Source organism: Pseudomonas sp. MAG002Y (genome assembly GCF_019400845.1).
In the GTDB taxonomy this organism is placed as follows: domain Bacteria; phylum Pseudomonadota; class Gammaproteobacteria; order Pseudomonadales; family Pseudomonadaceae; genus Chryseomonas; species Chryseomonas luteola.
Genome location: NZ_WOEJ01000005.1, coordinates 222,542 through 242,270 on the forward strand (window position 1 = coordinate 222,542; position 19,729 = coordinate 242,270).

Genomic DNA, 19,729 nt, shown 5'->3' on the forward strand with positions numbered 1-19,729 from the left:
CGAGTCCTCAAGGTTTACGAAAGAGTTCGGTACCGGGTGTCCAGATATAACCTGCCGAGGCCATATCCGAAGGGATACCTTCTGAGTTCAGGTGGTTGCGGTAATCCTGAGAAGCCCTGTCTTCCTGCTCTTTTGGTACGTAATGGATGCCGTGGGCGCGCAGGTCGATTTCTTTCGAAAGGGTCTCGCGTACAAAATCGCGGTTGCGCTTCAAGGGGCGCATTTTGGGCAGCTCGCCAACCAGCACTTCAGCCGGATCGCGACGCTCGTATTTCTTGAACAGGTCACAGGCAAATTCCAGGTGGCCCAGTTCGTAATCCAGGAAGCGCTCCCACAGGGCCTTGATGCGCGGGTTCTCTTCCTGTTCGGCACAGCTCGCGTAGGCATACACTTCCATCGCCTCATGAACCAGCCACTTTTCCATGAAGGTTTCGCTGGCATCCATGAGGGACTCATATTGGGTCACATGCTGCTCTTCAACCGAAGCGATTTCCGCATACAGCGCGCGTGCAACCGGATCGGCAAACGTGTTGCCGATATTCATGTAATAATCGTGAGTCTGGTATTCCGAGCTGGTAATCATCGCCGCATGGATCTTAGTGATCAGCTGCGCGGTAGTTTTGTCATAGCTGTCACGTACATCGTCACTGGGATTCCGGTGGTGCTGGCTGGTCGGACGACCCGGAATGATGTCCGTGTACCCTTGCAGGATATTGTTCGGATCCTTGCCCTCCAGTCGGTCATACATGGCCGAGTAGCGATACAGGTGATCGAAGTCTTCCAGAAGTCCGAAGCGGTATGACTGTGCCTGGTAGGGGTCAGGCTCGTTCTGGGCGACTGCCGCCGTAACTTCAATAGCCACCTGCTCGTAGGCAATGGTTGTTTCCAGCGGGGAGTGGTCACCCGAGATCAGCCAGTTGATGGCGGTAGCTTGATGGTGCTCTACGCGGCGGATATGGGCCAGATGAGGTTGCAGCTCCTTGTGGAATCGCGCGCCGATATGCTTGAGTCGAAGGGCTTCGGTTTCAATGCCATTCATGAGAATGATGCGGATGCGAGTCGTCGCATCGTCATCCAACTTGCTGATCGGCCGAGTGGCCATTTCACGCCAGGTAAACCGCTGCTTATCCAGCGGCGTGCCTTTCATATCCAGAAGTCCAGCAAATGTATCCATCTTGTCCCCCAGGTTTAATCGCTTCGGGAGAGGGTTAATTCCCTTTATCGCCTCGTCAGTAATAGTCACGGTTGCACACAATAGTGGCACCTGAGGATGGACTCTTGAGGCGTCATAGCATTCCTCTTGCCACAAAATAACTGACCAGTGGAATGTACTTTGAGGAAACTTTATTTTTAGATTTGATTAGTCCATTTATGACTAAAGAGTCGACTAGGCTGTTGTATAAATCTTGTATAAATTCAAGTCGTCTCGCTATAGACATATGGCGCTTCATTGCTAACAGAGCGCTCTAGAATGGGATTTGAAGGTATTATGTCTGTGGGTATGTATTTTTCAGCCGGTCATAATGCGATGGTTGGTGAGAACTTAGTGAGAAGGGCAGTTGACTAAACAGAAGTGGATAGCGAAGAAACTAAGGCGTTGTGCATTACTTAATACAAGAGTTGTAAAACTTTAAGTAATAACAGCCGCTTATGTATTTCGGATTTAGCCGCTTAAGTTGGAAAGCTCGCTTCGCTTAACTAACTTCTACCCTGACCAAAAGGTGAAGAGACATGACTACTCGTCAAGAACATCTGATCGACTGGCTCAAAGATGCCCATGGTATGGAACAGCAGGCAGACAAAATGCTGAAGGGCCAGCTGGAACGTCTTGAGAATTATCCTAAGCTTTCCGCCCGTATTCAGCAGCACATCGAAGAAACCCAGTCCCAGCTTCAGCTGATCGAAGGCTGCCTGACCCGTCTGGGTACCAGCCCCTCTACCATGAAGGACTTTACCGGTAAGTTCATGGCCATGGGGCAGGCGATGGGCGGCATGTTCATGACTGACGAAGTGGTCAAGGGGTCCATGGCCAGTTATGTCTTTGAGAACGTCGAGATCGCCATGTACACCGTGCTGATCTCTGCCGCCGAAGCGGCTGGCGATCTGGAAACCAAGCGGGTATGTGAGCAAATCCTGCCACAGGAAATTGCCATGGCCGAGTGGGTGAGAGAGCATCTGCCGGAAGTCACCATGGCGTTCATGGCGCGCTCCGAAGCCGGTGAAACTGCCAAGAAGTAAGTATTCTGTTGTATCGAGGGCCAACCATACGGTTGGCCCTTTTTGTTGCATGCTTACTGTGTCGGGGCCGCGTTCCGCGCTGTCCAGGGATTGGTCTCAAGACTGCTGTGAATGGCCGTCGAGCAGAGTGCGGCGTGGCCGGTCGCTACGCTGATCTGCTTGAGTGATTTGACGACATCGCCTGCCGCATACAGGCCTGGAATGGAAGTACGCAGGTGTTCATCAACAATTAATGCTCCCGTATCGTCGGCTTCGGCGCCCAGGCGTATGGCCAGCTCGGAACGGACTCTAGAACCCAAAGACGGGTAAACGATGTCGAACCGATGAGTCTCGCCCTTGCAGGTCCTGAGTTCTACCTGCTGGTCTTCCAGCAGGCGGATGCCTTCAACGCGATCACTGATCAGGCGAATGTCATAATGTTCGGCCAGAGCAAACGCTTCCTCACAGGCCTTTGGCTCTCCGTGTATGACAACGGTCACCCGATTCGTAAACGTGCGCAGGAATACAGCGTGTGAGATGGCGCATTCTGCCTCGCCATACACCGCCACATTATCACCATTGATCTCGTAGCCATCACAGATCGAGCACAGGCGCACGGAAGATGCTGCAATGGCCTCGTACACACTAGGCATATCGGGCAATTCATCCTGTATACCGGTGGCCAGCAATACACGACGGGTCAACACGCTCTGGCCATTGAAGAACACTTCGAAACCTTCCGGGCGCTGCTGGATGTCATCGACTCGGGCATTTTCAAAACGAGCACCATAGGTCGTTGCCTGCTCCCGCAAACGCTCCAGCAGACCTTTGCCCGAAATGCCGGGTGGAAAACCGGGATAGTTATGAGAGAGGGGAATCAAGGCGGCACGACTGGCACCGTCGTCGACGATCAGCGTCTTGCGGTGAAAGCGTGCCAGGTAGATGGCAGCTGTAAGGCCCGCTGGCCCTGCGCCCACAATAACGCAATCCAGCTCATCGGCTGCGCTGGTACCTGTAATGGACTCAGGTTGGTCAAATATCTGCTCATAATCTTTCATGATGGGGAGGCCCTGTTGCGTATGGTTAAGATCACACCCAGTAGGGCTGTCGACCACCTATGAGAAGTAGAAGGCTGCGCACGTTTGAAAGTTCTCCACAATTATTATTGTCTGGCGTGCGGTAGGGTTACTCCGATGCTTTCTGGTCGTCTTCTTTCTCCTGCATCTTTACTCCTAGACGCCTCACAGCGGGTAGCCATTCCTTGTTGCCGCAGCAGTCGCACTCCTGATCTTCAGGCGCAGGGTTGCACTCCGTTACGTGACCGCATCGTGAGCAGGCATAGTGGCTGTTGACTTGGATACGCTCACTCATTTCATCGTCTGGCGTTGGCAGCAGCCAGAGTCCATAGTGCGGCGTACGGTATTTAATCAGGCTGAAGTGGCCGGATGACTCCAGGTAGACACGGCGAACCTCCCCCAGATGCTGGATATTCTGCGCGCGCAGCTCCGAGTGAATACGTTCGGGCGAGAGGCGGGCCTTGACCATGTTGTCGATGACCAGACGGCCATCCTTGACGAGAATGGTTGAGTCCCCCTGGGTCGCCACTTCTACCGAGCGTCTCTTGAATGACAGAAACGACAGGCCTCGCTGAAAAATCAGAGCCGTCAGCAAGAGAACAGCAGCAGGCAGGATGCCTTTTTCCGGTGTCTGCAGGGGCACACCAATCGCCGCACCCAGCGTAATCATGACGGCCAGTTCCGAGATGCTGAGCTGAGCGGCGACACGGCGGCCCATCATGCGCATCATCATGAGCAGAAGCAGGTAGATCACGCCGGTACGCAGCACCACCTCGATCATGAACGGCCACTGTGTTTCGCCCAGCAAAATACGGTGCCAATCCCAGGATGTGATGTTCAGCATTCAGTCCTCCAGCTCTACAGCGGCTGGCATCCAGCGCTCAGCCTTGCAGTATTCGCAGGCACATTGCGGTTCTTGCTGAGTCTTGAGTGTGTACCCGCAGCTCGTACAGGAAAAATGGTCCCGGCTGGCTACTGCTTCCCGCAACTCGGTGTCGATCTCCGGAATAATAGAAAGCCCAGGGCAGGGCTGGTCAGTCAGTACGATGGAAATGGAGCCGGAAGGCTCGATATAGACGCGGCTGAGCTGGCCCAGGTGCTGAATGTTGCGCATGCGCAGTAGTGCAAAGATTTTTTCCCGAGACAGGACAGTCTTTCGCAAGACCTCCAGTTCCAGTCGCCCATTGGTGATGGCAGTCATCACACTGCCCGAGACGGCATGGTTTACCTTGGGATGGCGCATGGTCAGACGCGCAGTTACTCGCTGAAAGATAATGACGCCTGCCATGATGATCAGAGGCGGCAACATGCCGCGCTCCTGCGCTTGCAGCGGTACACCAATTGCACCGGCCAGGGTAACGACTACAGAGAGTTCGAAGAGCGTATATTGGGAAGCCACGCGCCGCCCGAGGAGCCGCATGGCCATCATGATCAGAACATAGGTTAGCCCAGCCCGGATAACCACTTCTATCAGGAACGTCCAAGGTGTTTCGCCGATGAGAATGCGGTGCCAGTCTGCCAGGGAAAATTGCTTAGCTTGCATAACGGCCTCAACATCAATACGCCATGTTTGAAGCAGAAAATGGCAAATCGGTTCGCTTGCTCCGACGAGGCGGCAACCCTTTGATCGATTAATGACCGTTTGTCGAGACGGGCATGACGCGCTCAAGGCACAAAACTGTAAAATACCGACCTTTTATGGCCGGCTTGTTGAGCACCTCCTGGATTATGAACTGCACGCTGGAAGTCTCTTCCCCTGATCCTGCTCCGATGCCATCGCTGTCGTCAGATGTCTTGAACGATATGGTGTTCGAGCTTCTACCGGCCGCTGCGTTCGTCTGTGACGCAACGGGCGCCATTGTTCGTTATAACCGCAAGGCAGCGGAATTCTGGGGGCGGGAGCTTGTCCCTGGCGAAACCTACTATATCGGGATCGATCGAATTTTTCATGTCGACGGACGTGTGATGCAACCCGAAGAGTCGCCCATGGCCAGCGTGCTGCGCACCGGTGCTCCGGTGCGCAATCATGAGTTGCGAGTTCAGAGCCTGGTGGGGCAGGAGCGTTGGGCACTGATCAATATTTCGCCGATTTTTGACGAGATCGGGCAGATCAAGGGTGCCATCAACTGCTTTCAGGATATTACCGAGCGCAAGGAAAGCGAGCGGAAATTGCAGGAAAGTCAGGCTTTTCTTCAAGCTATCGTTGATGCAACGCCCGAGTGCATCAAGATCGTAACCGAAGACGGCTCGCTGATGCAGATGAACGGGGCCGGCCTTGCCATGATTGAGGCCGACTGCCTTGAAGCGGTACAGGGGTCTTGCGTATTCGATCTCATCGTGCCCGAGCATCGGGAGATATGGATCGCGAATCACCTGCGCGTGTGCAACGGTGAGCAGCTCAGCTGGACCTACGACATCATTGGCTTGGCTGGCTCCCGGGTAAACATGGAAACCCATGCGGTTCCGCTGCGCCTGCCGGATGGTCGTAGAGTTCATCTGGCCGTGACCCATAACATCACCCAGCGGATAAAAGACGAGCAAGCCGTGCGCGAAAGCGAGCGGCATTTGAGTGAGCTGCTCGATGGACTTGCCGTGGCCGTTTACACCACCGACGCGAAGGGTTACCTGACCTTTTACAACGAAGCCGCAGTGGAGCTTTGGGGGTATCGTCCCCGATTGGGTAAGGCCCAGTGGTGCGGCTCTTGGAAGATGCAGTGGCCGGATGGTCGTGAGCTGAACCATGATGAATGCTTCATGGCTGAAGTACTTAGCGATGGTAAGGCCATACAAGGTGGAGAAGGCTTTATTCTGCGGCAGGATGGCTCGCGTGTTCCATTCGCGGCGTACCCGTCCCCCTTGCGTAACGCGCAAGGTGAAATCACCGGCGCTGTCAATATGTGTGTGGATATCAGCCGGCACAAGAAGGCGGAGGCTCAGCAGCGCGAGCTTATCAATGAGTTGAACCACCGGGTGAAAAACACGCTGATGACGGTGCAGTCCATTGCAACCTATAGCCTGCGTAGCGCAAATGCCGAGTCTCGATTCCGCGAAACATTCGATGCCCGTTTGCTGGCTTTGAGCAAGGCCCACGACCTGCTGACCCATGAGCAATGGCAAGGGGCTCAACTCCGAGCGGTAATCGAGCAGGAGATTGCGCCTTATACTGAGCAGGAAAAGTCTGACCGCATTGCGCTTTTTGGCAGTGATTATGCGCTTGAGCCCCGAGAAGCACTGGCCTTGGCCATGGTCTTTCATGAACTTATCACCAATGCCGCAAAATACGGTGCACTCTCCGTCCCGGAAGGGCGCTTGCAGCTGGAGTGGTATGTCGGTAAAGATGAGCATACGGGGCATGATTGCTTGGAACTCAGCTGGCTGGAGCGCGACGGTCCCACTGTCGAGACTCCCCAGACCAAAGGCTTTGGCTCTCGCCTGATCGATCGCAGCATTACGCGTGAACTGAAAGGGCGCGTCGTAACCACATTCGTACCGCAAGGCCTCGAATGTCACTTATCCATCCCGCTGTTGTGCCTGCAGGTCAGGCCCAAAGGAAGCTTCGTTTGACCACTACCCGTAAACGTGTCCTGCTTGTCGAAGACGAAACACTGATCGCCATGCTGCTTGAAGATATCCTAGATGAGCTTGGCTACGACGTGGCAGGTAGCGCGGCTGATTTTGATGAAGGCATGCGGCTGGCCAGCTCAGAAACCTTCGATCTGGCCATTCTGGATGTGAATGTAGGTGGGCGTGAAATTTTTCCGATTGCCGAGCAGCTGGCCGCGCGCGACATCCCCTTTATGTTCTCTACTGGTTATGGGGCCTACGGGTTGCCGGAAGAGTGGAAAAATCGGCCGGTTCTGGCCAAGCCGTTCAAGCCTGACGATTTGGAAAGGGCATTACAGGCCAACTTCCCTTGATGAAAACAAGAGTGAGTGATGCCTTCAGGCATCACTCATCGTCGGAATAACGTTCTTCCTGCCAGGGATCACCACGATTGTGATACCCGCGCTCTTCCCAATAGCCGGGCACATCGCTGACCCGAAACTGGATTCGCCTGATCCACTTGGCACTTTTCCAGAAGTACAGGTGGGGTACGATCAGGCGTACCGGCCCGCCGTGCTCGGTTGAGAGGGGATTACCTTCCCAGGAGTGGGCAAGCAGGGCGCCCTGAGCTGCGAAATCCTCCAGCGTCAGGTTGGTGGTATACCCGTCGTTGGAGTAGAGCAGTACAAAACGCGCGTCCGGGTGCGGCTGTACACGATCCAGCAGGTCCTGCGTGGTTACACCCTGCCATTGATTGTCGTAGCGAGACCAGCTGGTTACGCAGTGAATATCGCTGACTAATCGAGACTGGGGTTGCGCCATAAAGGCGTCCCAGTTCCAGTTCTGCGGGTTTTTCACTGCGCCGATCACGTTTAGCTGCCAACGTTCCCGAGTAACGGTGGGCCTGACGCCCAGATCCAGTATGGGCCAGTTCTTGACCAAATGTTGACCGGGCGGTAAACGCTCCTCTTCAGGCCGTGAAATACGGCCTGTCAGATAGCGCCCCTCACTGACCCAGCGCTCTTTGGACTGGGTCAGCTTGGTGGGTTCTGGAGGCGGGTGATCCTTTTCATCGTCCATGCACAACTCCCATTTACGGCATGAATACCGCGCGCATGCAGTCCTCGGTCTTTTCCTTGAACATGGCATAACCGCGCGGTGAATCTTCCAGACTCATCGGGTGCGTCAGCAGGTAGGACGGATCCAGCTCGCCTTTCTGAATGTGCTCGAACAGCTTATTGGCATACCGCTGGCCTGGCTGCTGGCCGGAGCGAACCGTAAGGGCTTTGTTGACGATGGCACCCATGGGGAATTTGTCCAGGAGGCCGCCGTAAACGCCCACCACGGATACCGTCCCGCCTTTGCGACAGGCCCGAATGGCCTGGCGAAGCACAGTACCGCGCTCAGTGTGCAGGTGCATCAGTTGTTTAGTCTTGTCGTATACATAATCCAGCTCGGTGCCGTGCGCTTCCATGCCGACACAGTCGATGCAGCGGTCTGGCCCGCGCCCACCAGTCAACTCCAGCAAGGCTTCGTGGACATTCGTGGTTTCGTAATTGATGGTAATCGCCCCGGCCTTCTTCTCGGCCAGTTCAAGGCGAGAGGCGAAGCGGTCGATAGCAATAACCCGCTCGGCACCCATCAGGTAGGCGATGCGAATGGCCATCTGGCCAACACCGCCACAGCCCCAGACGGCGACAGTATCGCCCTGCTGGATATCGGCATTATCAGCAGCAAAATAGCCAGTCGGCGCAGCGTCCGACACAAAGACTGCCTGCTCATTGGTAACGCCATCGGGCACCTTGAACAGGTTGACGTCGGCAAAGGGCACCCGGATATACGTCGCATGGCTTCCGGCATATCCGCCAAAGGCATGGCTGTAACCAATAATGCCGCAGCACGGTTGGCCGTAGGCCAGATCTGTCGTTTCCGGGTTCGGGTTGGAGTTGTCGCAGCAGGAAAAATCGCTACGCTGACAATGTTCGCAGTTGCCGCACCCTATGATGGAAATGGTAACAACGCGATCACCCTTCTTGAATTGGCTAATGCCGGAGCCAACTTCAACTACCTCACCCATGAATTCATGGCCGATGATGTCTCCCGGCTTCATGGCCGGCACGTAACCGCCCAGCAGGTGAAGGTCGGAGCCGCATACCGATGACATGGTGACGCGCAGAATGACATCGCGTGGATTAACGATTTCCGGGTCCGGTACGGTTTCTACTTGAAGAACATTAGGGGCTTGCCAGGTGAGCGCGCGCATCAGTAAGCCCCTCCCTGACGAGTCTCATCGGTATGTGACGCGATGGTGCGCGGCTCGCTGATTACTTCGCCTTCCAACGGTACGGTTGCTGACACTTCATCCACCGGGACCCGTTCGACAGCACCTGTTCTCATGAGGCTGTTGGTAATCTCGCCGGTCTCTAGGAGCTGCTTCAGGCGACGCAAATCAAGATTAAGCTCACGTCCCGAGAATTGGCTGATCAGACTGGCTGCAGCATAACCTACCCGGCCGGCTGGCGGTTCGCACGCCAGAACGACCTGTAACTCCGTTCCCATGCCGTTAGGGGCATCTCTGAAAGTGAGGGTGGCTTTATGCTGAAGGTATGCCGTGGATTCGGTGCTCCAGACAATACGTTCCTGCGGAATCTCTTCCTCCAGGAACGCATTCCACTCTACTGTCCGATTCTGTGGGCCTACCGCAACCCAGCGATAGTGAGTGGCGTCCATCTGCTGGACGCGTTCGAGGCGACGCAGGAAGAGGGGGAGATTTTCAATGCTGCGTACGAAGTCGTAGACCTCAGCACGCGGTTTGCCAATGGTAATCGTGCGGGAAATTGCTTCGGCATTGGTCCAGCCGTACTCTTCCTGCAGAAGCGATTCGTATGGCGTAGGCGTAAGCGCTGCCTTGGCCTTGCAACGACCAGTGACGCCACGGGCTGTTACCAGTGCGCCCAAGGCCATTTGTGCCAGCCCCAGAAGACCGCCACGGCGCAGGCCGCCTGCCAGGAGTAAGCCACCACCTACAAGGGAAAGGGTGCGCTCGGTTCCCTGTACATTAGGCTCATTGAGTGACTGCTGGGACTTGCGTGTGGCCATTAGTGGTTCATGCAGGGCTTTCATCGTGTGTTATCTCCATATAGAACCAATCGGTATCTAAAGGGGACTCCACTGCGAGACGTCCTGTTCCCTAGTCGTTACAAAGGCTGACAAACGTTCAGGCGATGGACAGGTTTGCCGCCTGACGCTGAAAGCGTCTCAGGTGGTTATGCTGGTCAAGGAAGCCGTCTCCGCAGCGGGCACACGCCCGGTTACCTCGCTCAGTTCAACCTTTGACGTCTCGGGTAGCAGCAGACCTCCGATCAACGCCATTACGGATATCGCGATGAGATAGAACGCTGGTGCCAGGTTGCTATCGCTCTGTGCAATCAAATAGGTTGCCATGAGAGGCGCAGTACCGCCGAAAACGGTATAAGCCATGTTGTAGGTAATGGCTGAGGCGGTGTAACGCGTCCGGGTGGGGAAGACTTCTGACAGCAGTGCAGCGGTGACGACACCGGACAGTACCGCTCCGACGGCCAATAGCAGTACGCCCAGAACCGACAGCAGCAGGTTGCCTGAGCTGGCCATCCAGAACGACGGATAGACCACAACGATCAGTAAGGTACAGGTTGTAAATACGGTAGCCTTGCGCCCAACCCTGTCTGAAAAGAGACCTGCGAATGGGCATAGCATGGCTGCAAAAACCAGGGCAATGACGGTAACCAGAAGGGCGGAGGCGCGATCAAGCCCACCGGCTACCTGCAGGTAAGTCGCAAAGTAGGTTGTGAACATGTAGAAGGACAGGGCCGTTACGGAAATAAACGCGCCCAGCCGACAGATAGCTCCGCCATTGGACTTGAGCGTTTCACGCAGTGGCGCATGTGCTACTGCGTGTTGAGCCTCGACAGACTGGAACGCCGGGGTCTCGCCTAGCCGCAACCTCAAATATAGGCCTACGAGGCCCAGAGGCGCTGCAATAAGAAAGGGTATACGCCAGCCCCAGCTGGCCATGGCGTCTTTGGTAAGCGTAGCATCCAGACCGTAGGCCAATACGGCTGCACAGGCAAAGGCCGAGAACGTCGATACGGGTACGAAACTTCCGTACGTGGCGCGTTTTTCCCGTGGTGCATGCTCCATGACATAGGCGCAGGCACCAGCGTATTCGCCTCCGGCCGAGAATCCTTGGACGCATCGGATAACGGTCAGCAGTAGCGGAGCGGCCATGCCTATGGCGGCATAGGTAGGTAGCAGGCCTATCAGCGTCGTGGCACCGGCCATCATCAGGATCGTCAGGGCCAGTATCTTCTTGCGGCCGATCCGATCGCCCAGCATGCCGAAAACGATGCCGCCCAATGGCCGGAAGGCAAAGGCAACGGCGAATACGGCAAAGGTCTTGAGCAAAGCGGCTTTCGCGTCGCCGCTGGGAAAGAATTGCTCGGCAATGATCGTTGCAAGAAAGCCATAGATGGCAAAGTCGAACCACTCGACGAAATTACCGATCGAGGCGGCGGCAATGACTTTTCGCAACGTATGGGTGTCGACGGAACCGGGTGCTGCCTGGGTCATGATCACGCTCCAGAGGAAAGGGATTCGCAACGGGCAGGAAAGAGCAGGCGCACGGATTATTAGGATAATGAGGATAGGGGCCTGGTGGTATCAAACGCTACCGTTCTGAACTGTAAAGGCGGTTTCCCAGGCACAGTGGTCTGCCGACGACCCCTATCGTTGAGCAGACGACATGTGGTTGGCAGAACCTTTTCGGAGGCGCCACAGGAGCGCTCTGCGCTTTAGCCTGTCGCTGCATGTTCAAGGCGGGTACTGGTATTTCGTCTGGCTGAACGAACGTCTGTATTGGGTAAGGAGTCCGAGTCTTATTCAGCCTATCGAGGGAGCCAAGTCTTTTGTCTGCTACCAATCGCGAAGCTGATTTACTGAAACGGCAAGCTATCCTTGCCCAGTTTGGTGAGTTGGCGCTTCAGTCAGAAAGCCTGGATGAGATACTTCACGAGGCTTGTCGCCTTGTAGGGCACGCGCTTGGTACAGATCTGGCCAAGGTGATGGAGCTTCAGCCTGATGGCCACACCCTGCTTGTAAAGGCAGGTGTGGGCTGGCGGCCGGGCATCGTAGGCCAGGAAATCATCAAGGTTGACAAGCGTTCTTCTGAGGGCCATGCCCTAAAGACCGGCTTCCCAGTGATTTCCGATGACATAAATACCGAAAAACGCTTCGTCTATGCGGATTTCATCAAGGATCACGGTGTAAAAGCGCTAATCAACGTCATTATTATCGGCTCCCGAGATCAGAAGCCCTACGGCATTCTTGAAGTCGACAGCCGGAGTGCACGGCGTTTTAACGACAGCGACATTCAGTTCCTGCGAAGTTATGCGAACCTGCTCGCTGCCTCGGTCAATCGGCTGACCACGTTGGAGAAGGCCAAGCAGATAGCTGCGGCCTTGCGACTCAGTGAGGAGCAGTACCGGATTTCATCGGAGTTGAATCCGCAGATTCCCTGGACGGCTACGCCGGATGGAAGGATGTCCGGGTTTGACGAGCGCTGGCTGGAATTGACAGGACTTTCCCATGAACAGGCCTTGCGTGATACCTGGAAGCAGGTTGTTCATCCAGACGACATAGAAGCCACTGATAGCGCCTGGTTCAGGTCCCTGAGCAGCGGTTCGCCCTATGATTCTCAGGTTCGGATCAGAACAGCGTCCGGACAGTTTGCCTGGCATCGGGTTCGCGCATTCCCCTGGAAAAATGCCCGAGGAGAAATCCTCCGCTGGCATGGTACGGTCGAAAGTATTGTCGAAAGCAAACAGCTGGAAGAAGCGTTGCGAGACTGGAACGATGTCCTAGAGGAGCGGGTATCCGAGAGTACGCTTGCACTGAGTGAGTCCGAGCGTGAGCGTGAGTTGGTAGAAAAGAAACTACGTCAAAGCCAGAAGATGGATGCCATCGGGCAACTTACAGGAGGGATTGCCCACGACTTCAACAATATGCTCGCTGGGATTATCGCTGCTCTTGAGTTGCTGCAGAAACGGGTCGAGCAAGGCCGATCAGGCGAGCTGTCACGTTATATTGGCGCAGCCATGAGTTCGGCCAACAAGGCCTCGGCCCTGACTCATCGCCTGTTGGCATTCTCACGCCAGCAACCTTTGGAATCCAGGCTGGTACGACCAGATCGACTGGTGGTGGAGCTGGAGGAGCTGATCAAGCGCACCGTAGGACCGCAGATATCGGTCGAAGCCAGATTCGCGCCTGACACGGGCGCTGTGCTCTGTGATCCCAGCCAGCTTGAAAATGCCTTGCTCAATCTTTGCATCAATTCCCGTGATGCAATGCTCAATGGAGGCACTATCCAGATTCAGACCTCACACGTAGAGGTCGATAAGACCCAGGCCGCTATTCAGGGCTTGGCTCCAGGTGCTTACGTGTTGTTTACAGTGACAGACGACGGCATCGGTATGTCAGCCGAGGTGGTCGAGCGGGCATTTGATCCGTTCTTTACAACCAAAGGACTTGGCGAGGGAACCGGCCTGGGACTGTCCATGGTGTATGGGTTCGCCCGGCAATCCGGTGGGCAAACCTTTATTCAGAGCAGTCCGGACAAAGGTACTGTTGTCTCGCTGTATTTGCCCAGCCATGAGGTGACCTCTGAGGAAATCATTACCCTTGAGCAAAATACCATTCCTGAGGCCAAGTCAGGCGAAACGATTCTACTGGTCGAAGATGATTCGATCATTCGAATGATGCTGACCGAGCTGCTAGAGGAGCTGGGATATACCGTTCTTGAGGGTATCGATAGTAAATCTTCTCTCAAACAGCTGGAAAGGCATGAGCGAATCGATCTGTTGATTACCGATATCGGGCTGCCTGGAGACATGAGTGGCTCTGAGCTTGCCAAGCTGATACACGATCAGCGAGCAGAGATGAAAGTCCTGTTCATTACTGGCTTCGCCAAGGATATCGCCACGCTACAAGCGCAGCTCAAAGAGGGCATGCATCTGATTACCAAACCTTTCTCCCTTGAAGCGTTCGGAAAGCAGGTGCGTATGATTCTGGACGAAACCTAAAGGCATCCTGACCATCTGCATCTGATCCACGTTATCCAGACAGCATGGGTATGGATCGAATCGCTTTGCTACCCATGTGGCAGGTTAAGCTGAGGAAAGTCCGTCTTCTCGTGGATAGCTCTTTAAAGAATGACTGGCGGCGCAGTCTGAATGGATGCACGCTTTTGCTAGAGGCTGATAGATGTTTTCTTTAGCATCTGGATAATGGCTTTTTTCATCTGTACCAAATCCCACGGCTTCTGTAGATAAAGCATGCCGTCTGGTAGCTCAGGAATGGTCTCCAGATCACGTCCGGTGGTTACAATGACTGAAAGACCTGGCCAGCGTGCGCCAACCATGGTTGCCAGCTCGGCGCCCTTGATCTGCCCAGGCACCAGATGATCGGTGACGACCAGAGAGGGCTTTTCACCTGCACTGAGCATGTAAACCAACGCATCATCAGCCGTCTCGAAGCTGCTGACACGACCGCCCAGTTCTTCCACGAAGCCCGATAAGATACTTTGCAGAAGTGGATCATCTTCAATCAAGACAAGCCAGTGGCCTTCAAGCAAAGCTTTAGGCTCTTCGATAACACCATTCATAGCTTTGCCAGCCCAGATCAGACGCGCTTCATGCGCAATCCCTTATTTTCTCAAATTTCAGGACGCTTCGCTTTATAGGTGGACGAACGTACACCTGTAAGTTACTTGATCCAATTAACACAACGCGACATCAGTAGTGATGCAGAAGGTGTTACATCCTAAGCGCACCGCGTGAAGATGCCATTAACAGGTGCAACGTCTGGCTGTTTCTACGGTTTCCCATCCTGTCCGCTCCGGCTATCTATGCAGGCGGCCGGAGCGGATTTATTCACGTTAACGCTTAAATGGTGCGATCGGATTGATCAAGGTTCCGGCAAGCTTCAGGTTTCCAGCCGGATCTGCCAGATTGACCATTTGTTGGTTGTTGCCCAATTGAAGACGGTTCAGGCAGGAGCGGATGAACTCGGGCGCAAACAGGTCGTATCGGGCAAATTTCTCGGCATATTGAGGATGGCTCTGCTGATAGGTGCTGACGCACTCGGCTACCAGCGACCAGAAACGGTCCTCAGAGTAGTCGGCTTTTTCCACTAGAATGGCGCTCATGTAGCGGAAGAAGCAGTCGAACACGTCGGTGAAGAGCGACAGGATTTTCAGCTCTTCGGGTACAGAGACGGCCAATCGCTTGATCTTTTCCGGCAGCTTGGCATCAGGGTTCAGCACGGCGATCTCTTCCGCAATGTCTTTCATGATTGCCCGCGACGGAACGTTGTTATCCAGTACCAGAATCAGGTTCTCCCCGTGAGGCATGTACACCAGATCGTGAGCATAGAAGCAGTGCAGCAGGGGCGTCAGGTAGGCGTTGAGATAGCGGCGCAACCAGGTGTCCGTATCTACGCCGGAGGAGGCAATCAGCGCCGTGAGGAGCGAGTCTCCCTGGGCGTCCAGATGCAGCAGCGAGGCCATAGTCATCAGGCGTTGGCCGGGCTTTAGTTGTGGAACCGGACTTTCGCGCCACAGGGCGGAGAGCATCTTCTTGTAAGGGGTGTCGTTGACCAGTGCCGTCTCGTAGTAGTGGTTGCGATAGCCCACCGAGGCTACTTCACGCAAGATACTGAAGCCGTTTTCGGTCAAAAACGGATCGCTTTCAATCAATGCTTTCAGCCACTCGTTGATAGCAGGCGTCGCCAGCATGTAGTAAGGCGACAGACCGCGCATGAAGCCCATGTTCAGAATGGACAGTGCCGTTTTCACATAACGCTTTTCAGGGTGGCTTGCGTTGAAGAAGGTGCGGATCGACTGCTGCGCCAGGTACTGATCCTCCCCAAAGCCCAGACAGACGATATTGCGGTTGGCGACATCGGCCGAGAAGGCCATGGAAAGCTTGTTGAACCACTGCCACGGGTGAGCCGGCATGAAGAGGTAATCGTTCGGATTCAAGCCCTGTTCGGTCAGCTGAGCAGTGAAATCAGCAACCGTCTGGCTGCCTAGTTCCTCTTCGAGCAGGCGCTCATAGCTCAGGTCCGATAACGATGAGAACGTTGCCTTGGTCTTGCGTACAGCCAGCCAGACCAACTGGATCGGGGAGGCGGCTTCAGGTGCATAGGCGCGGTAATCGTTCGCGTCGAAGCCCATGCGGCCATTGTTCGCGACGAACCCCGGGTGGCCTTCCATCATACCGGTTTCTACGGACTGGAAGTCAGCGCGGGTGAGTTCTTCGGCGGTTAATCCTGGTTTGGCATGCTTGTAGGCGCTGCCATACAGCGTGCTGCTGATCTCGTCCAGATAGACCGGCATCATGCTTTCCTGAATACCCAGTTGATCCTTGAACTCGATGATGAACTCCAGCGCATCCAGCGGCGCAGCGTTGCCGTCCTGCGTCTTTTCGATCGAGGCGGTGTCGATCAGCCAATGATCAAGCGCCAGCTTGCGAGCTCGGAAGCGGTACTCCAGTGCCGGATTGCCATTGTCCAGACGGTAATGCTCCCAACCGTTTTCAGACGCGATCAAGGCCGGCTCGATAAGCTTTTCATGGGCAAATTCCGCCAGGGCTTTGCGCACGAGCAGGCGATTGACCTTGCTCCAACGTTCGGGGGTCAGGTGCAATGCGGCTTGACCGGGCGTGGCGGTGGGCAGAGTAGTGATCATCTGGTTCATGGGCGGTTCTCCATTACAAGGCTGGCGGCGTAGTGCTCGCGAGTGCAGAAGGCGAGGTGGGCAGGTTTTTCGCCCAGTTGAATGACACGGTCGTACTCGAAACCGACACGCTGATTGAGCACGTGGATCTTGTCGTTACGGACATCGGGCTCGACGACAACGCGGCGGGCAAAGGGATCGCTGAAAATGAATTCCATGATGGTTCGCATCACGGCCAGGGTGAAGCCTGAAACAGGTTTCTCGCAGGGCGCGACGAGAAAATGCATGCCCCGGTCACCTGGCTTCACGTCGTAGTGCTGGCCTACCGGGTCATGAAGCGGCATATAGCATTCGACCAGGAAAGCCGGTGCGCCATCATGTAAACCCAGGTAGGCGTTGGCATGAGGAGAGGCCATGAGGTCGCGGTAGAATGTTTCCACCTCTGCCTGGGTCGCATTCTGCATCCCCCAGAAGCGTGCATAGTCACGAGTCAGCCAATCATGTAGTCGCGCCGTATCCTCTGGCAGGCTGAGTGGGCGCAGGCTGAAGTGGCCGAGTCCATGCTGTGGCTTGCTGAAGCACGGGCGGGTATCGATGGGTGTTTGCAAGGCAATGGCAGTCATATCAGACCCCCTTGTCGATAACAGGTGTTGTCGTGGGCTGGGCTGTGCGGACCAGCAGCGGATAGGCAAGGGCGGTCAGGGCAAAGCCTGCCGCGCCGATCAGAAAGGGCATAGTCAGGCCAAACGTGCTGACCAGGGACCCCGCCGCAAAGGACGAGCCCACTACGCCGAGTTGTTGAAAGAAATTGATCTTGCTGAAGTCAGCGGCATACGCATCGGGCGTGCTCAGCTCGAAGAGCAGGGCATCCAGCCGTACCGTGACCTGGAACATGGCCCAGCCATACAGGCAGCGGCCAGTCAGGATCAGGGCGGTCTGCTCACCGGCCTGAAGCAGCAGGCCGCACACACCCAGCAGCAGCGCACCGCTCAGGGCCTGTTGTCGGCTGCTGGTACGCCGGTTCAGCCAGAGTCCGAGCAGGGCCATGCCACCAGGAATGGCGTACACCAGTCCGGTCAGGGCGGCGTGGTCCAGCTGAGCGACCTGCTCCCAGTACACCGTAAAGAACGGCTTTACCAGGTAGCCGCTGAAATAGAACAGCAGCATCAGCAGGCAGAGCCGATAGATAGGCCATGCCTTGCCGGTACGGTGCGTAATGGCTTGTTCCGGCTTGGCATGGGGTGGTTCCCGCCGTAGCAGGCGCAGGCAGATCGCCATTTGCAGAAAATCCCCCGCGGCCATTACCACAAAGACATCTCGTGGCTCCAGTACCTGAAGGACCAGGCCGCCCACCACGGCGCCGAGGATGGCGCCGAAGTGAACGACAACCGACAGCATGCCGATGGTATGGGTATGGTTCCTAGAGTCCTCCAGGCTCATCACGTAGGGGTACATGAGCAGGTAGCTGCCCTTGAACACGATCATCCCCAGCGAGACAAGCCAGAACTCCAGGAGCGCCGATGCCCAATAGCAGTACAGGCACAGCAGCCCGGCGGCGAGCTGCGTCCAGATCAGCAGCCGGATCGGGTGTACCCGCCGCGCCACGCGCGCCCAGAGGGGCAGCGCGAGCATGACCGTAAAGCAGATGGCGGCCAGATAGGCCCCCACATGCTCCGGCCGCGTTTCACCGAAACGGCTGGCAAAGTACTGCGGATAGAACGGAATCAGCATGGTGTCGCTGATGACGGCAAGGGCCGTCATGGCGATCAGCGAGGTACGCAGCGTCATGTCTTGGCCGGCTCCGGCTGGAGCAGTGTCGAAGAGGGCGCCGTGAACTGCTGGAAGGCGATCTTGCGTTCGACGGGGTAATGTTCGCGGCCGAGCATCTCGCGAATGATATAGGCGTTGCGGTAGCACGCCATGCCTAGGTCGGGCGTTACCAGGCCATGCGTATGAAGCTCGGCGTTCTGGACGAAGATCTCCTGGCCGGCGGTATCAATCGTATAGTTTCGATTGACGGCGAAGCGGCCACGCTCATCGAATCGCAGGCGTGAGCGTAACCCTTGAAGGAAAGGAGGGGTTCTGTAGCAATACCCAGTGGATAATACCAGCCCGTCAGTCTGAAGCGTATAGCGGCTCTCCTGTTCCTCCTGAAACAGGGTAAGCGTAAAGGTGCCGGTACGCTCATCGTAGCGGCAGTCCTGCAGCTCCGTGTTGGTAAGCAGGTTGGTCCTGACCGGACCGCATAAGCTCTTGTTGTACAGCAGGTCGTAGATGTCATTGATCAGGGCGCTGTTGATCCCCTTGTAGAGCCCCTTCTGACTGCGCATCAAGGCGTCACGCTTGTGGGTAGGCAGCTGATGGAAGTAGTCGATGTACTCGGGCGATGTCATCTCCAGGGTCAGCTTGCTGTATTCCAGCGGGAAGAAGCGAGGCGAGCGGGTGATCCAGTTCAGGGTGTACTCGCGCGTGTCGATTTCCTGCAAGAGGTCATAGTAGATCTCCGCCGCGCTCTGACCGCTGCCGATCAGCGTAATGGTGCTTTTTGCCTGTAGAGCCTGTTTGTCGGTCAGGTAGGTCGACGTGTGGGACAAGTGGCTGCTGGCGTCCTGGCAGCAGTCAGGGATGTAGGGTGACGTGCCAGTTCCCAGGACCAGACGGCGCGCCTGATAAACCAGGCGTTCTCCTGTTTTGGTGCAGGTACAGTTCACCGTATAGAGGCCGGTTGCCGGATCATAGTCGATACGTTCGACGTATCGGTTGAACTCGATATTGGGCAGCCGATCGATGACCCATTGGCAGTACTGGTTGTACTCGCGGCGCATCAGGAAGAAGTCTTCCTTGATGTAGAACGCATAGATGCGGCCAGTGGATTTAAGATAATTCAGAAAGCTGAACGGGCTGGTCGGGTCCGCCAGGGTGACCAGATCGGCCAGGAAGGGCGTCTGCAGGGTTGCAGATTCCAGCATCATGCCGGGATGCCAATCGAAGCACTCGTTCTTGTCGAGAAACAACCCATTGAGCTCGTCGATGGGAGCAGTCAGGCACGCCAAGCCCAGGTTGAAGGGGCCAACACCAATCGCGATGAAATCGTAGGTTGAAGCCGTCATGGTGGTTCTCCAGA

17 protein-coding genes are annotated in these 19,729 nt (G+C 55.7%); 4 read left to right on the forward strand and 13 right to left on the reverse strand.

The window, feature by feature from the left end:
* Window positions 1-7: 7 nt before the first annotated feature.
* The gene (locus GM154_RS09465; RefSeq protein ID WP_150347533.1) at window positions 8-1,174 is read right to left on the reverse strand and encodes a hypothetical protein; all 1,167 of its coding nucleotides are present in this window, start codon (window positions 1,172-1,174) and stop codon (window positions 8-10) included.
* Between the two features lie 557 nt (window positions 1,175-1,731).
* On the opposite strand from GM154_RS09465, the gene GM154_RS09470 reads away from it, so the two are divergent.
* Window positions 1,732-2,238: a ferritin-like domain-containing protein gene (locus GM154_RS09470; protein ID WP_010798096.1), complete on the forward strand. Its 507-nt coding sequence runs from the start codon at window positions 1,732-1,734 to the stop codon at window positions 2,236-2,238.
* 53 nt (window positions 2,239-2,291) lie between these two features.
* Here the strand turns inward: GM154_RS09470 and GM154_RS09475 are convergent, their stop codons facing one another.
* The 3 genes from GM154_RS09475 to GM154_RS09485 all read right to left on the reverse strand — a co-directional run bounded on the left by GM154_RS09475 (window position 2,292) and on the right by GM154_RS09485 (window position 4,836).
* Window positions 2,292-3,275 carry an NAD(P)/FAD-dependent oxidoreductase gene (locus GM154_RS09475; protein ID WP_258019783.1) on the reverse strand — a complete coding sequence of 328 codons (984 nt, stop codon included), beginning with the start codon at window positions 3,273-3,275 and terminating at the stop codon, window positions 2,292-2,294.
* 127 nt (window positions 3,276-3,402) lie between these two features.
* Window positions 3,403-4,137 (reverse strand): DUF421 domain-containing protein, encoded by a 735-nt coding sequence (locus GM154_RS09480; protein ID WP_219652053.1) that lies wholly within the window; start codon window positions 4,135-4,137, stop codon window positions 3,403-3,405.
* The gene (locus GM154_RS09485; RefSeq protein WP_233432144.1) at window positions 4,138-4,836 is read right to left on the reverse strand and encodes a DUF421 domain-containing protein; all 699 of its coding nucleotides are present in this window, start codon (window positions 4,834-4,836) and stop codon (window positions 4,138-4,140) included. It abuts the gene before it with no gap.
* 155 nt (window positions 4,837-4,991) lie between these two features.
* Between GM154_RS09485 and GM154_RS09490 the strand changes: the two genes are divergently transcribed.
* The gene (locus GM154_RS09490; RefSeq protein WP_219652054.1) at window positions 4,992-6,857 is read left to right on the forward strand and encodes a PAS domain S-box protein; all 1,866 of its coding nucleotides are present in this window, start codon (window positions 4,992-4,994) and stop codon (window positions 6,855-6,857) included.
* On the forward strand, window positions 6,854-7,210 hold the full coding sequence (locus GM154_RS09495) for a response regulator (protein ID WP_019365010.1): 357 nt from the start codon (window positions 6,854-6,856) through the stop codon (window positions 7,208-7,210). The genes GM154_RS09490 and GM154_RS09495 overlap by 4 nt, the downstream gene beginning before the upstream one ends.
* A 31-nt stretch (window positions 7,211-7,241) precedes the next feature.
* On the opposite strand, the gene GM154_RS09500 is transcribed toward GM154_RS09495, so the two are convergent.
* The 4 genes from GM154_RS09500 to GM154_RS09515 form a co-directional block, all read right to left on the reverse strand.
* A complete protein-coding gene (locus GM154_RS09500; RefSeq protein WP_125889015.1) occupies window positions 7,242-7,916 on the reverse strand; it encodes a sulfite oxidase-like oxidoreductase in 675 nt (224 codons plus the stop codon).
* 13 nt (window positions 7,917-7,929) lie between these two features.
* The gene (locus tag GM154_RS09505) at window positions 7,930-9,099 is read right to left on the reverse strand and encodes a zinc-dependent alcohol dehydrogenase (RefSeq protein ID WP_219652056.1); all 1,170 of its coding nucleotides are present in this window, start codon (window positions 9,097-9,099) and stop codon (window positions 7,930-7,932) included.
* Window positions 9,099-9,959, reverse strand: coding sequence for an SRPBCC family protein (locus GM154_RS09510; protein ID WP_074825474.1), 861 nt, complete (start codon window positions 9,957-9,959; stop codon window positions 9,099-9,101). Before GM154_RS09510 ends, GM154_RS09505 begins: the two co-directional genes overlap by 1 nt.
* A gap of 135 nt (window positions 9,960-10,094) precedes the next feature.
* Entirely contained in the window at window positions 10,095-11,444 is a 1,350-nt protein-coding gene (locus GM154_RS09515) for an MFS transporter (RefSeq protein WP_219652057.1), read from the reverse strand.
* Between the two features lie 335 nt (window positions 11,445-11,779).
* On the opposite strand from GM154_RS09515, the gene GM154_RS09520 reads away from it, so the two are divergent.
* Window positions 11,780-13,951 carry an ATP-binding protein gene (locus tag GM154_RS09520; protein WP_219652058.1) on the forward strand — a complete coding sequence of 724 codons (2,172 nt, stop codon included), beginning with the start codon at window positions 11,780-11,782 and terminating at the stop codon, window positions 13,949-13,951.
* 167 nt (window positions 13,952-14,118) lie between these two features.
* Here GM154_RS09520 and GM154_RS09525 read toward each other — a convergent pair whose 3' ends face one another.
* The 5 genes from GM154_RS09525 to GM154_RS09545 form a co-directional block, all read right to left on the reverse strand.
* Window positions 14,119-14,532: a response regulator gene (locus GM154_RS09525; protein WP_074825481.1), complete on the reverse strand. Its 414-nt coding sequence runs from the start codon at window positions 14,530-14,532 to the stop codon at window positions 14,119-14,121.
* A 273-nt stretch (window positions 14,533-14,805) separates the two neighbouring features.
* On the reverse strand, window positions 14,806-16,626 hold the full coding sequence (locus tag GM154_RS09530; protein ID WP_219652059.1) for an IucA/IucC family siderophore biosynthesis protein: 1,821 nt from the start codon (window positions 16,624-16,626) through the stop codon (window positions 14,806-14,808).
* Window positions 16,623-17,228, reverse strand: coding sequence for a GNAT family N-acetyltransferase (locus tag GM154_RS09535; RefSeq protein ID WP_219652060.1), 606 nt, complete (start codon window positions 17,226-17,228; stop codon window positions 16,623-16,625). Before GM154_RS09535 ends, GM154_RS09530 begins: the two co-directional genes overlap by 4 nt.
* A 1-nt stretch (window position 17,229) precedes the next feature.
* A complete protein-coding gene (locus GM154_RS09540) occupies window positions 17,230-18,393 on the reverse strand; it encodes an MFS transporter (RefSeq protein ID WP_219652061.1) in 1,164 nt (387 codons plus the stop codon).
* On the reverse strand, window positions 18,390-19,715 hold the full coding sequence (locus tag GM154_RS09545) for a lysine N(6)-hydroxylase/L-ornithine N(5)-oxygenase family protein (protein ID WP_219652062.1): 1,326 nt from the start codon (window positions 19,713-19,715) through the stop codon (window positions 18,390-18,392). The genes GM154_RS09540 and GM154_RS09545 overlap by 4 nt, the downstream gene beginning before the upstream one ends.
* Between the last annotated feature and the right edge of the window lie 14 nt (window positions 19,716-19,729).